A 13,663-nucleotide genomic window follows, 5' to 3' on the forward strand; every position below is an offset into this window, starting at 1 on the left:
ACACTGGCCTTCCCTAGAGACTCGCGCACTCGTCAGGCGGACAGCGATCAGTCGTTCAGCTCGAACGCCAGCTGATTCAGCCCGGGATGCTCCGGATCGAGCCGAAGCCCCTCCCCGATCAGCTCCCACGCTCGGGCACGACCCGCGTCGTCCCCGGTCTCCAACGCGATCAGGGCCTGCAGGTTCAGACCGTTCACCGCGAGCGGGAGCCAGTCGGCGGCCCGCGACCGTTCCACCACCGACCTCAGCAGCGTGACCGCCTCCTCCGGTGCGGAGGTGCGGAGGATGTCGGCGCGCGCGAGTTCGAGGCGAGTCCGTTCGAAGTCGACGGGGCCCTCGACGCTCAGTTCGTCGTAGACGCGATCGGCGCGGTCGAGAAAGCCCTGGGCGGTGCCGTCGTCGCCGCCGAAATGCGCCGCGAGCGCGGCGGATCGGTACACCTCGCCGAGGTCGTACTGCGCACCGATCTCGGCGAAGAGTTCCGCGGCGCTGTCGAAGTCGGCCATCGCCTCGGGATGCCTGCCGAGATCCATCAGCTCGCCCGCACGAGCCTGATGAAGCTGCGCGAGATAGCCGGGGTACTCGTCGTCCGCAGCGCCGTCGAGCACGCGGGAGAACGAGACGACGGCGTCGTCGGGCATCCTGGCCGCCACTTGCGCGCGACCGAGCACGACCAGCCCGGCGGCGACGGATTCATCGTCGTCGCGCTCGGACATCCGGTCGATCACCGGGCGGACCGTCTCGATGATCGACCGCGCATCGTCACCTCTGGTGAGCTGGATTCGCGCGAGGTCGAGGAGCGCGGCGTCGGCCTGATGATCGAGCCCCTCCACCATCCAGACGGCGATGGCCTGCTCCTGATCGGTCACCGCACCGTCGAGGTCGTCGGATGCGGTGATCCGCAGCTCCGCACGCTGCGCAAGCAGCGGCGCGCGCTGGGCGTATCGCGAGTTGTCGACTGCCGCATCCATCAGACGCAGGGCCGCGTGCTCGTCCGTCATCGACTGCAGTTGAGCCGCGAATCCGAGGACACCCGCCAACTGGGCGTGCGCCTCGAGCCGTTGGTCGGACGTCGAGGCCACCTCGACCATCCGGCGAGCGGCGACGAGCGCGTCGTCGATGTCGGCGTCGGGCGAGAACCCCGCCGACGCGCGCATGGACGCCGCCATGATGTGCAGTGCCGCCGCGATCGACTGAGCGTCGGCCTCCACGGCACCCGGCCGGTCCGCGACCTGGTCCTCGACCAGTGGGATCTCCCCGGACAGACCGCGCCGGAGAGTGTCGAGCCCGGCGACGACCGCCTGGCCCGCACGTTCGGCGTCGAGCGGTTCGCTCGCGACGGCCACGAAACGCCAGTAGTGGGCCTGTGAGAGCGCCGACCACGACGGATCCGGGTCGGGCGCCTGCAGCAGCAGCTGCGGATCGAGCAGTCCCTGCGCCGCGGCTTCGGCGTCCGCCATCAACTCGGCCTGCGCGGCCAACGCCGGGAAGTCCGGACGAGCGGCCGCAGCGGCCTCCCGGAGCGCCGTCACCGCTGCGGGACGATCGGTGCGACGCAGATCGGACGCGAGCATGATCCGGGCCCGCGCGAGGGTTCGCCCGGACAGGTCGCCGATCCGCTCCGCGAGCGCCTCCGCGCAGGCCTGGGCACGGCGACTCGAGACGATCGAGAACACCGACATGCCCGTCATGAGTTCTTCTGCGGACCGCTCCGACACCGGTTTCACGCCCTCGTCCGGCGTCCCCGCCGCGCGCAGTCCGAGAGTCTCCTCGATCTCGCCGGACACCGCGTCGCTCGCGTTCCGGACGTCGAACTGCCTGGCGATGTCCCGCGCGACATCGGCGAGCTCGACGGCGAGATCGGCCGCCGGCCGGGCCTGGGCGGGACGGTTGCGGTCGACGCGCTGGGCGACCACGGCATCGGAGTCGACCGCGGCGACCGACGCGAACACCGCGGACAGCGCGGCCGCGAGCCGAGCCCGGTCGAGCGGAGTGAAGCAGCGGTCGAGGTGCGGCAGTCGTTCGACGGCGAGTTCCCGCGCACGTCGGAGTTCACCGACTCGCAGCAGTGCTCGGATGGCTGCGGCATGACTCGTCGCGCCGGGGAACTCGCCGTAGATCCGGTCGATGAACTCGGCACCGCGCACCACGTCCTCGCGGCGCCCCGCATCGGCGTACGCGCCGATCAGGGCGACATACGTCTCAGCGGGGAAGAAGCCGCAGCGGTCGCCGTCGTCGACCAGGTCAGGCTCCGACAGTTCCAGCGCCCGCGCATGGTCGCCACACCGGCTGTACAGCGCCGCGAACATCGCCCGAGCGCCTTCCTCGCAGGTGCCCGACGGCGGCGCGAAGTCCCGGCAGCCGTCGAGCAGCCGACGAGCCTCATCGACGTCGCCTCGGTGCAGGGCGATCTTCGCTCGGACGACGGTGACCAGCGCCTCCGACTCGTAGCGCGAGCCGCGCACCCGGCGAACCCAGTCGTCGAGCAGATGCTGCGCCTGGTCGAGCGAGAGTTCCGGCAGGTCGGCGACCGATTCCAAGAAGTCGACGAGCGTGGTGCTGAACTGCTCCATCTGCGTCGGCTCGAGGTCGAGGCTCGCGGCCTGGCGGTCGTGGGCGCGGAGCATCCACGCGAGCAGCGTCAGCACATCGGACCCGGTGCCCGACCACAGGCCCGCGTATGCCGCTTCCAACCGGACGACGAATCGCCAGTAGTCGTCGCCGAGTTCGTCGGCGCGCGCGATCAACGCCGGAAACGGCCCGAAGTCCTCGTGCCCGAACCGGGGATCGCCGTATCGCGCGTGCCACAGATCGTTGACGAACGTCTCCAGTCGCGGATCGTGGATGGGCTGCTCGGTCATCGGTCGCCTGTCCGAGTCGCGAGATCCGCCAGCAGCATGATCGCCGCGTCCACATCGCGCGCGGCATCGGCGGACAGCGATCGATGTGCGCGCACCAGCGCCTGGCTGTAGACAGTCCGGACTAGCGCTCCGGCGATCGTCGGATCGGTGATCGACGGAAGTCTCCCGACGAGCGTGTTCGTCACGTTGAGCACCAGCACCGGCCGACTGGGCACCTGCTGGTCCTGGGCGTCGACCGCCGCGACAGCGGCCAGCCACGCGTCGGCGTCCCCTGCCACCTCCGACAGCATCTCCCGGCGGTCCCCGGCGAGCTTGGCGGAGTCGTCGGTCAACAACAGACCGGACAGCTCCCCCGGCTCGATCGCCGTGAGGTCGACGTCGCAGCCGTACGGCGCCAGCGCCGTAGTCGCCAACGCGAGGGCCGCGGCGAACCTGGTGCGTTCGCTGTCGGGCACGTCGCCGAGCGCGGTCAACAGCACCTCCTGCGTGACGTACTCGCCTGCGATGCCGGGGTCGGCGGCCATCAGCGCCCGAATCACGCCGGTCTCGAACGCATAGCCCGCGTTGACCAGCCCGTATCCGCGTCCGCCGAGAATGTCGCCGAGCACCCGGAAGTCGTCGACGCTGCCCGTGTAACGCAGGTCGCCGAATCGGGCGCGGAAGGTCGCCAGCGGCATCGGACCGTAGTTGGTCTCGAAGACGCAGTGCCGGTCGACGAAGCCGAGGAGTTCGGGCCGGTGCGCAGCCAGCGCCTTGATTCCCTGCTCGTGGACATTGAGGAACTTGGCGCGGGTGGCGGGCCGCTGTTCCAGTCCCGCGAGCCAGGTGAGCACCTGGTCGCCGAGCGACTCGACCACGCTCTGGAAGAGGTCGTCGCGGACCACGCTCTCCCGCGACGCCGTCGGCGTCAGCTCCGTGGAGTCGACGACGATCCGCACGAAATAGGCCCACTCGGGCAGCAGCTCGGCCAGGTCCCCCACCAGCAGACTCTTCACATACACGCGGTGTTCGGCGCGGGCGACGAGGTCGCCGCCGCTGGGCCGGACGAACGCGACACCGCGCAGCCCCGCCTCGGGGACCTCCACCTGGAAGGTGTCGAGCGGGGTGAAGCCCAGCTCGTCCTGGCAGTATGCGACCTGCGCGGCGACCCGCCGCCCCGTGTCGTCCGCGAACAGCTCGGCCGGTGGATTCACCCGGCGGCCGTTCACCGCGACCGGCGTCGGATGGACCGCGGTGTAACGTGCGGCGAGCGCGGCGACCCGCTCCGCGTCGAGCCATCGCTCGAAACCCGGGCGTGCGACGATCCGGACGGTGGTGCCGATCTCCCGCCGGTCGCCCGGCCCGGTCTCCACGGTCCCTCCGGCGTCGCCGATCCAGTGCACCGGGTCATGGCCGTCGGCCTTCGACGACACCTCGATGCGGTCCCCGGCCAGGAATCCGCTCAGCAGGCCGACCCCGAACTGGCCGATGGTCGCCTGCTCGGAGAAGCCGAGTTCGTCGCGCTTCGAGCTCCGGCCGATGGTGCCCAGAAGCTCGGCGATCTGACCGGAATGCATCCCGACACCGCTGTCGGAGATGGTGAACTCGGTGCCGTCAGCGGTGACCTCGACGGTCGTCTCCGCCGTTCCCCGTACGGTCTGCGCATCGATGGCGTTCTGAAGCAGCTCGCGGACGAAGACGCCCGGATTGGTATACAGATTGTTCCCCAGCACATCGATGAGACCGCGCAGGTCGACATCGAAGACCCCTCTTTGCTCCATGCCTGTCGATGGTAGGGGCCGACGCGGACATCGTCGTTCCGCAGTCCGGTCGGTGGGAGCCTGTGGACGAAGGGCGTCTCGACAGATTGATCTAGAGCGTACCCTCGACGCATGACCTCTACAGCACCCGAACCCGATGACCGACGTGAGACTCGCACCCGGCTGCTCGAGTCTGCGGCTGGTTTGTTCAGCCGGCAGGGCTACGGCGGCACGGGGATCAAGACCGTCCTCGCCGATGCCCAAGCGCCGTACGGCTCCCTCTACCATTTCTTTCCGGGCGGCAAGGAAGAGCTCGGCGCCGCCGCGCTGAAGTACGGCGCCGACAAGCACCGCGAGGACATCGAGCGTTTCCATCCGCCGGGCTCGGACGCGGTCGAGGCCACACGCATCTCGTTCGAGCACACGGCGGAGATCATGACCACCTCCGACTACACGCACGCGTGCCCGGTGGCGACAGTGGCGCTGGAGACATCGAGCACGCACGAGCGGCTCCGCGAGGCCGCGGCGACGGCGTTCGCCTCGTGGATCGATGTGCTGCAGACCCGCTACGCAGAGGCCGGGATGTCCGATGAGGTGGCACACGAAGTGGCGATCCAGTGCTTCTGCCTGATGGAAGGCGCCCTGCTGCTGGCGAGGACATCCAAGTCGGTCGAACCGCTGCACGTCGCAGGTAGGGCGGCGGTAGGCCTGATCACCGACGCGCTCGCAGACAGCTGATCAGCCGGGTGTGCGCTGCCGAGGGCACGAGCACGACCTTCGACTCATCGAGTTCTGCACAGACGGCAGAACCCCCGTCCGGAGGCGGGGGTTCTGCCGTCTGTCGTCGAACTTCGCCGCGTCGGCTACAGTGCCGCGATGATGTCCTCGACGCGATCCTTCGCGTCGCCGAACAGCATCTGCGTGTTGTCCCGGAAGAACAGCGGATTCTGGACACCGGCGTAACCGGCGGCCATCGAACGCTTGAAGACGATGACGTCCTTGGCGTTCCACACCTCGAGGACCGGCATGCCGGCGATCGGCGAGCCCGGATCCTCGGCAGCAGCCGGGTTGACCGTGTCATTGGCACCGATGACCAGCACCACGTCGGTCTCGGCGAGGTCGTCGTTGATCTCGTCGAGCTCCAACACGATGTCGTACGGCACCTTGGCCTCGGCCAGCAGCACGTTCATGTGGCCGGGCAGACGACCGGCGACCGGGTGGATGCCGAAGCGGACGTCGATGCCCTTGGCGCGCAGCTTCGAGGTCAGATCGGCGACCGGGTACTGAGCCTGCGCCACGGCCATGCCGTAGCCCGGGGTGATGACGACCGACGACGCGCCGGCCAGGAGCTCGGCGGCCGCGTCGGCCTGGATCTCCCGATGCTCGCCGTAGTCGGTGTCGTCGGCCGGCCCCGCTTCGATGCCGAAGCCGCCGGCGATCACCGAGATGAACGAGCGGTTCATCGCCTTGCACATGATGTAGCTCAGGTACGCACCCGAGGAGCCGACCAGCGCACCGGTGACGATCAGGAGGTCGTTGCCGAGCAGGAAGCCCGAGGCGGCTGCGGCCCAACCGGAGTACGAGTTCAGCATCGAGATGACGACCGGCATGTCGCCGCCGCCGATCGATGCGACCAGGTGCCAGCCGAGGAACAGCGCGAGCGCCGTGATGACCGCGAGCATGATGTACGACGCGGTCTGGTTGGCGTGCGTGTCCATCGCGACGTAGAAGCCGGTGAGGACGAAGAAGACCACCAGCGAGCCGACATTGATGAAGTTCTTGCCCGGCAGCATCAGCGGTGCAGACTTGATCTTGGCCGACAGCTTCAGGTTGGCGACGATCGAACCGGTCAGAGTGACCGCACCGATGAAGATGCCGATCGCGATCTCGGCCTCGTGGATGTTGGTCAGCGACCGGATGTTCTCCGGCAGGACGCCCGCGGCGTCGAAGCCCTCGATCGCACCGTTCCAGCCGATCAGCACGGCCGCCAGGCCGACGAACGAGTGCAGCAGCGCGATGAGCTCGGGCATGCCCGTCATCTCGACGATCTTGGCGCGCCACAGACCGACCGCGGCACCGATGACGATCGCCGCGAACATCAGGACGATCGGGACCCACTTCAGGTCCAGCGAATCCAGGTCGAAGATGGTCTTCAGCACCAGGACGACGGTGGCGACCAGGGCGATCGCCATGCCGACGATGCCGTAGGTCAGGCCGCTCTTGGCCGACTCATGCTTCGACAGCCCGGCCAGCGAGAGAATGAACAGCAGCGATGCGATGACATACGCCGCGACGGTGATTGCAGTGATACTCATGAGACGTCATGCCCCCTTGCTGAACATGGCGAGCATGCGACGGGTCACCGCGAAGCCACCGAAGATGTTGATCGAGGCCACCAGGATCGCGATCGCCGACAGGACCTGAACGGTCACGTTGTCGGAGGCGATCTGCAGCAGCGCACCGACCACCACGACGCCCGAGATGGCGTTGGTGACCGACATCAGCGGCGTATGCAGCGCGTGCGCCACCTTGCCGATGACGTAGTAACCGATCACGATCGCCAGCATCAGCACGGTGAAGTGCTGCGGGATCGGCGGCGGCGAGAACGCCACGATCAGGCCGAAGATCACGATGCCCACCAGGGACAGAGCGACCTTCTTGCTCGGAGACATCGGCTCCTTGGGCTCTTCGACGGGAGCGGGTGCGGCGGCGGCCTGCGGCGCCGCGGACACCTGCACCGGCGGCGGGGGCCACATGCCGACGCCGTCCCGGGTCACCGTGATGCCGCGCTGGACGATGTCGTCCAGGTCGAGCGTCAGCTCCCCGTCCTTCTCCGGCGTCAGCAGCTTCAACAGGTTGACGATGTTGGTGCCGTACAGCTGCGAGGTCTGCGCGGCCAGGCGACCGGCCAGATCGGTGTAACCGAGGATGGTCACGCCGTTCTCGGTAACGGTCTTCTCGTCGGCGACGGTGCCTGCGGCGTTACCGCCGTTGGCGGCCGCCATGTCGACGATCACCGAGCCGTTCTTCATTCCTGCGACGGTCTCGGGGCTCAGCAGCTTCGGCGCCGGGCGGCCCGGGATCAGCGCGGTCGTGATGACGATGTCGGCGGCGCGCGCCTCCTCGTCGTACATCGACGCGGTCGCCGCCTCCTGTTCGGCGGTCATCTCCTTGGCGTAGCCGTCCGCGGACTTCTCGGCCTCGAAGTCGACCTTGACGAACTCGGCGCCCATCGACTCGACCTGCTCGGCCACCTCGGGCCGGACGTCGAAGGCGCGGACGACCGCACCCATCGCCGAAGCGGCACCGATCGCGGCCAGACCGGCCACACCGGCACCGACCACGAAGACGCGGGCCGGCGGGATCTTGCCCGCAGCGGTCACCTGACCGGTGAACATCCGGCCGAACTCGTGAGCCGCCTCGACCACCGCGCGGTAACCCGCGACGTTGGCCATCGACGACAGCACGTCCATCGACTGCGCCCGCGAGATACGCGGCACCGCATCCATCGCGAGCGCCGTGACGCCCGCGTTCTGCAGCTTCTCGAGCAGTTCCGGATTGCGGCCCGGAGCCATCATCGAGATCAGCACGGCGCCGCGGCGCATGCGCGCGATCTCATCGTCCGTCGGGGCGTTGACCTTGACGACCACATCGGCCGCCCACACCTGGTCGGCCGAGCCGACGCGGGTGCCCGCATCCGCGAACGCCGTGTCCGGCTGCTCGGCGCGCGCACCGGCGCCCGCTTCGACGATCACGTCGTAGCCGAGCTGCTGCAGCTGCGCCACCGTCTTGGCGGTCGCGGCGACGAGGGTCTCGCCTGCCTTTGATTCCCGGGGGATACCGATCAGCATTTCACTGCCTCTCCCACACTCATATTCAGCTTCACCTTGTCTTACAGAACATGGCGCTCGAAGATTCGACCCCACGCTGAAGACGACAGGCGGCAGCCCAACGGGATGTACGGGCGTCTAAGCCTGCGCCGGCCAGTGCTTCATCGAACTCGCGCGACACGCCGCAGGAAGTCCGCGGACCGACCCTGCTGATGGAAAACGTGGCATGAACTTAGCACGGCCTGTCTAGTGGTCCAGGAGACGGTTAGCTAGGTCACTTTCCCTGCGATGGCTTCATTTCGGACGCGCGCCGATCGCGCGGCGTGACGACCTGCACGGCGTCCGAAGTAGGACCCCTCGCCCAGCTGGGTGCCGCTGGCGTAGCCCTTTCCGTCCTGCGCGAGGTTCGCCGCGCAGGCGCCCGCGGCGTACAGACCAGCGATGACCGAACCCGCCTCGGACAGCACCTGACCGTCGACCGACGTAGCCATGCCTCCGACGGTGAATCCGGCGTAAAGCGCCTTGCCAAGGCTCATGTCGAACGCTGCCCACGGCCCGTTGTCCTGGGCCGCGAGGAACTCGGCGCTCTTGTGGAAGTCGGGGTCCTCGCCCTTGGCCGCGTACTCGTTGTACCGGTCGAGCGTCGCCTGCAGGGTGTCGCGGTCGAGCCCGAGCCCGTCGGCCATCTCCGCGACCGTCTCCCAGCCGTCGATGAACGGCGCAAGCGGGAACTCGGGACGCTCCATGTGCGCCTCGTCGACGATGAGGTAGGCGGCGCGATCGGTCTGGTCCATCACGAATCCCGACGTGCGGGAGTGATAAGAATCCTCCGCGACGAAGCGCTTCGCCTCCTTGTTCACCACCAAACCGGTCAGCAGAACCGACGGCGGATACACCGGCGCGGTGATGAACGCCTGATCCATGTGCTTGAGTCCGGCACCCACCGAGGCGCCCATCCGGATGCCGAGCCCGTCGTCGTAGGTGCTGCCGAGGGTGAACGGCTTCTCGGCGAGCTGCGGAACGTACTCGGCGACCATGTCGGGGTTCATGACGAAGCCACCCGCCGCGATCACCACCGATGAGGCGCGGATGAATCCCTCCTCCTTGCCCGCCTTCCACGACGCGCCGACCACATCGCCGTCTCGATCCACGACGAGTCGCCGGGCCCCGACCTCGTACCGGATCGGTACGTTCAGCTCGCCGAGCCGCTTCACCAGGAGTTCGATCACCATGCCCGCGCCGCCGGTGTCGCCGGGCACCGGGACCTTGTGTCCGCGGGGCGCCGGAACGGCCTGCTCCTTGAACGGCCACACCTTCTCGTTGCCGGTGAACATGAGGCCCTGCGTCTGCGGCTGGATGACCGCCTTCTCCGGGTAGTAGGAGCGTTCGAACTGAAAGCCCAGCGACTCGAGCCAGTCGAAGTGCTCGACGCTGTCGTCGCAGTAGGCCTTGATCTTCTCCGGCTCGGGCTCCAGCGACACCGCGGTGATGTACTTGGCCATCTCCTCGGCACTGTCGGCGTGGCCGGTCGCCTGCTGGACTGCCGTTCCGCCACCGAGATAGAAGTGTCCGCCGGCCATGCAGGTGGTCCCGCCCGCTGCGGCCGACCGCTCGAGCACCAGCACCGAGGCGCCCGCGGCCGCCGCTTCGACCGCCGCGCAGCAGCCGCCGATTCCGGCGCCGATCACCAGGACGTCGACGGTGTCGCTGTACTCGGCGATGTCGGAGGCATTGACAATTTCGGGGAGGTCGAGTCCGCTCATGGGGACAGACTAGACCAGAAGTAGAACGTGTTCTAGATGGATGGCCTCGTGTCGATCGCCCGCAGCTCCGACTTCTGGATCTTCCCGGTCGCCGTCTTCGGCAGTTCTCCGAAGACGATGGCGGCCGGCACCTTGAAGTGGGCGATGCGATCGCGCAGCCAGTCGATCAGCTCGTGGTCGGACACGACCGCCCCGTCCCGCAGCGCGACGTGGGCAACCGGCACCTCTCCCCACTTCGGGTGCGCTCGCGCGACCACGGCCGACTCCCGCACCGCCGGATGGTCGGCCAGCGCGTTCTCGACCTCGATCGACGAGATGTTCTCGCCGCCGCTGATGATGACGTCCTTGATCCGGTCCCGGATCTCGATGTAGCCGTCGGGATGACGAACGGCCGCGTCGCCGGTGTGCAGCCAGCCTCCCGCGAACGCCCGCGCCGTCGCCTCGAGATCGTCGAGATAGTGCGAGATCACCGTGTTGGAGCGGATAGCCAGCTCCCCGGGGGTCTCGCCGTCCGCGGGCACGTCTCGCAGGTCGCCCGTCACCACCCGCGCCGACTCGACGCTGAGGGTGCGGACGCCCTGCCGTGACACCTTGCGAGCGAGCGCGGACGCGTCCAGCTCGGCCCACTCCGGCCGGAGTTCGCACACCAATGACGGTCCGTACGTCTCGGTCATGCCGTAGAGGTGGACGATCTCGACGCCGATCTCGCGCATCTCGGCGATGGCCGCGGGAGTCGGCGGCGCGCCCCCCACCGCGAAGGTCACCTCGGCGCCGAGCTCCGCAGTTCGCCTCCGGCTCGCCTCGACCAGTCCGTTGAGCACGACGGGCGCCCCACACAGATGCGTCACGTCGTATCTGCCGATCAGATCCAGCACTCGATCCGGATCGACCTTGCGCAGCGCGACGTGCCGAGCACCCACGGCGGTGACCGCCCAGGTGAAGCACCATCCGCTGCAATGGAACATCGGCAGCGTCCACAGGTATGTGGAGTCGGCGCGGAGATTCATCGCCACCACCTGACTCATCGCGTTCAGATAGCAGCCGCGATGGGTGTAGACAGCACCCTTGGGCCCGGCGGTGGTGCCCGAGGTGAAATTGATCGCCAGCGGCGCGCGCTCGTCGTCGGGCAGACGCAACGGCACCGCCTGCGCCGCCGCGAGCCAGGCCTCGTACCCGTCGGGCCGGTCGGCGACGGTCACGACGCAGCGAAGTCCGTCGATTCCGGCGATCACCGGTTCGACGCGGTCGGCGAGCGCCTCGTCGACGATCAGCACCCGCACGTCCGATCGCCGCAGCAGATCGGCGTACTCCGCGAGCGACAGTCGGGTGTTGAGCGCCACCAGCACGGCGCCGGCCCCGGGCACGCCGTAGTGTGCCTCCAGAAGCGGCGCGTCGTTCGGCGCCAGAACGGCCACGCGCTCGCCGTCCCGCACCCCGGCGGCGCGCAGGGCGCCCGCCAGCCGCTCGGCGCGGTCCAGGAGATCGGCCCAGGTGAGCACCCGACCGGAGTCGGTGACGAGTGCCTCGTCGTCCCCCTTGATCTCCGCCATGCGGAGCAGGAAGCTGAGCGGACTCAGTGGGACGTCGTTGGCCTGCGGCTCGCCCGCCTGCCGGTTCGTCTGTCGCATCGATCGATTCCCTTCCTCAGACGACGGCGATCGGCCGGATCGGCGACCCGGTCCCGCCGCGGATCGTCAACGGCAGTGCGACGAACAGGAACGTCGATACCGAGTCCGACGCCAGCTCTTCGCAGTTCACCCATTCGAGGATGTGGATGCCGCATTCCTTCAACAGGTGCAGGTGCGCCGGCAGCGGATTGCCCGGCACCCGGGAGGGCCGGACCTCGAACGACATCGTGTCCGCACCCGTATGTGCGACGCCCCGCGCCGACAGCCACCGCGCACCGTCCAGGTCCACTCCGCTACCGGCGCACTCGCGCGCGATCCGGTCGACGTCCGGCCAGTACCGCATCTGGCCGGTGCGGACCAGGACGATGTCGCCCGCCCCCACGGTCACACCTGCTGCATCCGCGGCTCCGGCCAGATGCTCCGCACCGATAGCGAAGCCCGGCGGGAGCACATCCAGCCCGAGGAAACCGGGGATGTCGAGCAGCACGCCGCGGCCGATGATCGGCGGCAGCTCCGCCGCATCGGCTCGCAGCGGCCCGTGATCACCGACCGCATCGGATGCCGAGGTTCCGCCGTTCCACTCGTCCCGAGTCCCGCCGGTGACGTGGCTGAGCGCGTCGATGTGTGTGCCGGTGTGCAGGCTTCCGGAGATCAGCTCGGAGACGTACCCGAACTCGACGTCGTTGGGCGAGCCGTCGAAGGGGAATCGCCCCTCGACGCGCTCGCCGGCCGGCGAGTTGTACGTCACCACCTCGAACCGCGGGTATCCGTCGAAGTTCGGCATGTGTCGCCACCAGCCGGACGACAGGTCGTACATGCGCCCTGCTTCTGCCAGCTGCAGACACCTCAGCAAGTCGGTCGGCCCCGAGTTCGCGGTCATGGTCGGCATCCTCTCCGTCCACCGAGCGGCATCGCCCGATCGTTGTCCCAAATTAAGTACACTTAACTAACTCCCGCCTGTCGCGAATCCGGCGCGTCACTCGCTCGACGACTTCGATACTCGGAAATAAGACGTCTCAATTCCGGCATGCCGTCGCCTCCATTGAGTACACTGAAACGGTTGCCATGCACTATGCTCTCCGGAATGGCGGGTGAAGAACATGCCGGTGCCGGAACTACGACGCGCGGCAAACAGCGGATGGCGGAGACGGTCGCCGACCGGATCGAGCAGGACATCCTGGCGCAGGGCTGGGATACCGGTTCGATCCTGGGCTCCGAGGCTCAGCTGATCGAACGTTACGGTGTCAGCCGCGCAGTGTTCCGCGAGGCCGTCCGGCTGGTCGAGCACCATCAGATGGCGCGGATGCGTCGGGGCCCCGGCGGCGGGCTCGTCGTCACCGAACCCGATCCGGGCGCCGTGCGGCAGGCGGCGCGTGTGTACCTGCGACGGGCCGACGTCACCCGGCAGCAGTTGTTCGACGCGCGCGCCGCCCTCGAACTGGCCGGCGTGGTCACCGCGACCGAGCAGCTCACCGAGGACGGAATCGCGCAACTCACCGAAGCCCTCCGCGTCGAGGCCGAGCTGGTGGAGCAGGGTGTCACGACCGGCCACGCCCGCAACGTCCACAGCGTGATCGCGGACATGACCGGCAACCCCGCGATCAGCCTGTTCATCGAAGTGCTCGCCCAGCTCGACGAGGACATGGTCCAGCAGGGCTGGATCTCGCGCGATGATCCGACCGACCGCGCCGCGCTCGCCGAGGCATCGCACGCCGCGCACGAGGCGATCGTGGCGGCGATCGTGGCCGGCGACGCCCCACTGGCCCAGCATCGGATGCGCAGGCACCTGCAGGCCATCGCGGACCTCCTCACCGACGACGTTCGCGCCGACTGATCGGCCCG

9 protein-coding genes are annotated in these 13,663 nt (G+C 68.5%); 2 read left to right on the forward strand and 7 right to left on the reverse strand.

Annotated features, from left to right (window positions below):
• Window positions 1-47 precede the first annotated feature (47 nt).
• Together SCNU_RS11565 and SCNU_RS11570 are read right to left on the reverse strand one after the other, a co-directional pair.
• Complete coding sequence (locus SCNU_RS11565) at window positions 48-2,861, reverse strand: hypothetical protein (RefSeq protein WP_009679557.1); 2,814 nt, start codon at window positions 2,859-2,861, stop codon at window positions 48-50.
• A complete protein-coding gene (locus SCNU_RS11570; protein ID WP_009679558.1) occupies window positions 2,858-4,621 on the reverse strand; it encodes an HSP90 family protein in 1,764 nt (587 codons plus the stop codon). Before SCNU_RS11570 ends, SCNU_RS11565 begins: the two co-directional genes overlap by 4 nt.
• Window positions 4,622-4,732: 111 nt before the next feature.
• Between SCNU_RS11570 and SCNU_RS11575 the strand changes: the two genes are divergently transcribed.
• On the forward strand, window positions 4,733-5,338 hold the full coding sequence (locus SCNU_RS11575) for a TetR/AcrR family transcriptional regulator (protein ID WP_083812597.1): 606 nt from the start codon (window positions 4,733-4,735) through the stop codon (window positions 5,336-5,338).
• A gap of 125 nt (window positions 5,339-5,463) precedes the next feature.
• Here the strand turns inward: SCNU_RS11575 and pntB are convergent, their stop codons facing one another.
• The 5 genes from pntB to SCNU_RS11600 all read right to left on the reverse strand — a co-directional run bounded on the left by pntB (window position 5,464) and on the right by SCNU_RS11600 (window position 12,701).
• Complete coding sequence (gene pntB / locus SCNU_RS11580; RefSeq protein WP_009679560.1) at window positions 5,464-6,915, reverse strand: Re/Si-specific NAD(P)(+) transhydrogenase subunit beta; 1,452 nt, start codon at window positions 6,913-6,915, stop codon at window positions 5,464-5,466.
• Window positions 6,916-6,921: 6 nt separating this feature from the next.
• A complete protein-coding gene (locus SCNU_RS11585) occupies window positions 6,922-8,451 on the reverse strand; it encodes a Re/Si-specific NAD(P)(+) transhydrogenase subunit alpha (protein WP_009679561.1) in 1,530 nt (509 codons plus the stop codon).
• 248 nt (window positions 8,452-8,699) lie between these two features.
• Window positions 8,700-10,193 (reverse strand): FAD-binding protein, encoded by a 1,494-nt coding sequence (locus tag SCNU_RS11590; RefSeq protein ID WP_009679562.1) that lies wholly within the window; start codon window positions 10,191-10,193, stop codon window positions 8,700-8,702.
• A gap of 32 nt (window positions 10,194-10,225) precedes the next feature.
• The gene (locus SCNU_RS11595) at window positions 10,226-11,821 is read right to left on the reverse strand and encodes an AMP-binding protein (RefSeq protein ID WP_009679563.1); all 1,596 of its coding nucleotides are present in this window, start codon (window positions 11,819-11,821) and stop codon (window positions 10,226-10,228) included.
• A gap of 16 nt (window positions 11,822-11,837) precedes the next feature.
• Complete coding sequence (locus tag SCNU_RS11600) at window positions 11,838-12,701, reverse strand: cyclase family protein (protein ID WP_202945097.1); 864 nt, start codon at window positions 12,699-12,701, stop codon at window positions 11,838-11,840.
• Window positions 12,702-12,905: 204 nt separating this feature from the next.
• On the opposite strand from SCNU_RS11600, the gene SCNU_RS11605 reads away from it, so the two are divergent.
• Window positions 12,906-13,655: a FadR/GntR family transcriptional regulator gene (locus tag SCNU_RS11605; RefSeq protein ID WP_040518264.1), complete on the forward strand. Its 750-nt coding sequence runs from the start codon at window positions 12,906-12,908 to the stop codon at window positions 13,653-13,655.
• Window positions 13,656-13,663: the final 8 nt, after the last annotated feature.

The sequence above is a fragment of the Gordonia neofelifaecis NRRL B-59395 genome, assembly GCF_000192435.1.
GTDB lineage: Bacteria > Actinomycetota > Actinomycetes > Mycobacteriales > Mycobacteriaceae > Gordonia > Gordonia neofelifaecis.

What these genes read in the sequence shown, in the direction of transcription:
- SCNU_RS11600 (WP_202945097.1), bottom strand. Translation starts at nt 12,701, where the DNA reads ATGACCGCGAACTCGGGGCCGACCGACTTGCTGAGGTGTCTGCAGCTG.
- SCNU_RS11590 (WP_009679562.1), bottom strand. Translation starts at nt 10,193, where the DNA reads ATGAGCGGACTCGACCTCCCCGAAATTGTCAATGCCTCCGACATCGCC.
- pntB (WP_009679560.1), bottom strand. Translation starts at nt 6,915, where the DNA reads ATGAGTATCACTGCAATCACCGTCGCGGCGTATGTCATCGCATCGCTG.
- SCNU_RS11595 (WP_009679563.1), bottom strand. Translation starts at nt 11,821, where the DNA reads ATGCGACAGACGAACCGGCAGGCGGGCGAGCCGCAGGCCAACGACGTC.
- SCNU_RS11585 (WP_009679561.1), bottom strand. Translation starts at nt 8,451, where the DNA reads ATGCTGATCGGTATCCCCCGGGAATCAAAGGCAGGCGAGACCCTCGTC.
- SCNU_RS11575 (WP_083812597.1), top strand. Translation starts at nt 4,733, where the DNA reads ATGACCTCTACAGCACCCGAACCCGATGACCGACGTGAGACTCGCACC.
- SCNU_RS11565 (WP_009679557.1), bottom strand. Translation starts at nt 2,861, where the DNA reads ATGACCGAGCAGCCCATCCACGATCCGCGACTGGAGACGTTCGTCAAC.
- SCNU_RS11570 (WP_009679558.1), bottom strand. Translation starts at nt 4,621, where the DNA reads ATGGAGCAAAGAGGGGTCTTCGATGTCGACCTGCGCGGTCTCATCGAT.
- SCNU_RS11605 (WP_040518264.1), top strand. Translation starts at nt 12,906, where the DNA reads ATGGCGGGTGAAGAACATGCCGGTGCCGGAACTACGACGCGCGGCAAA.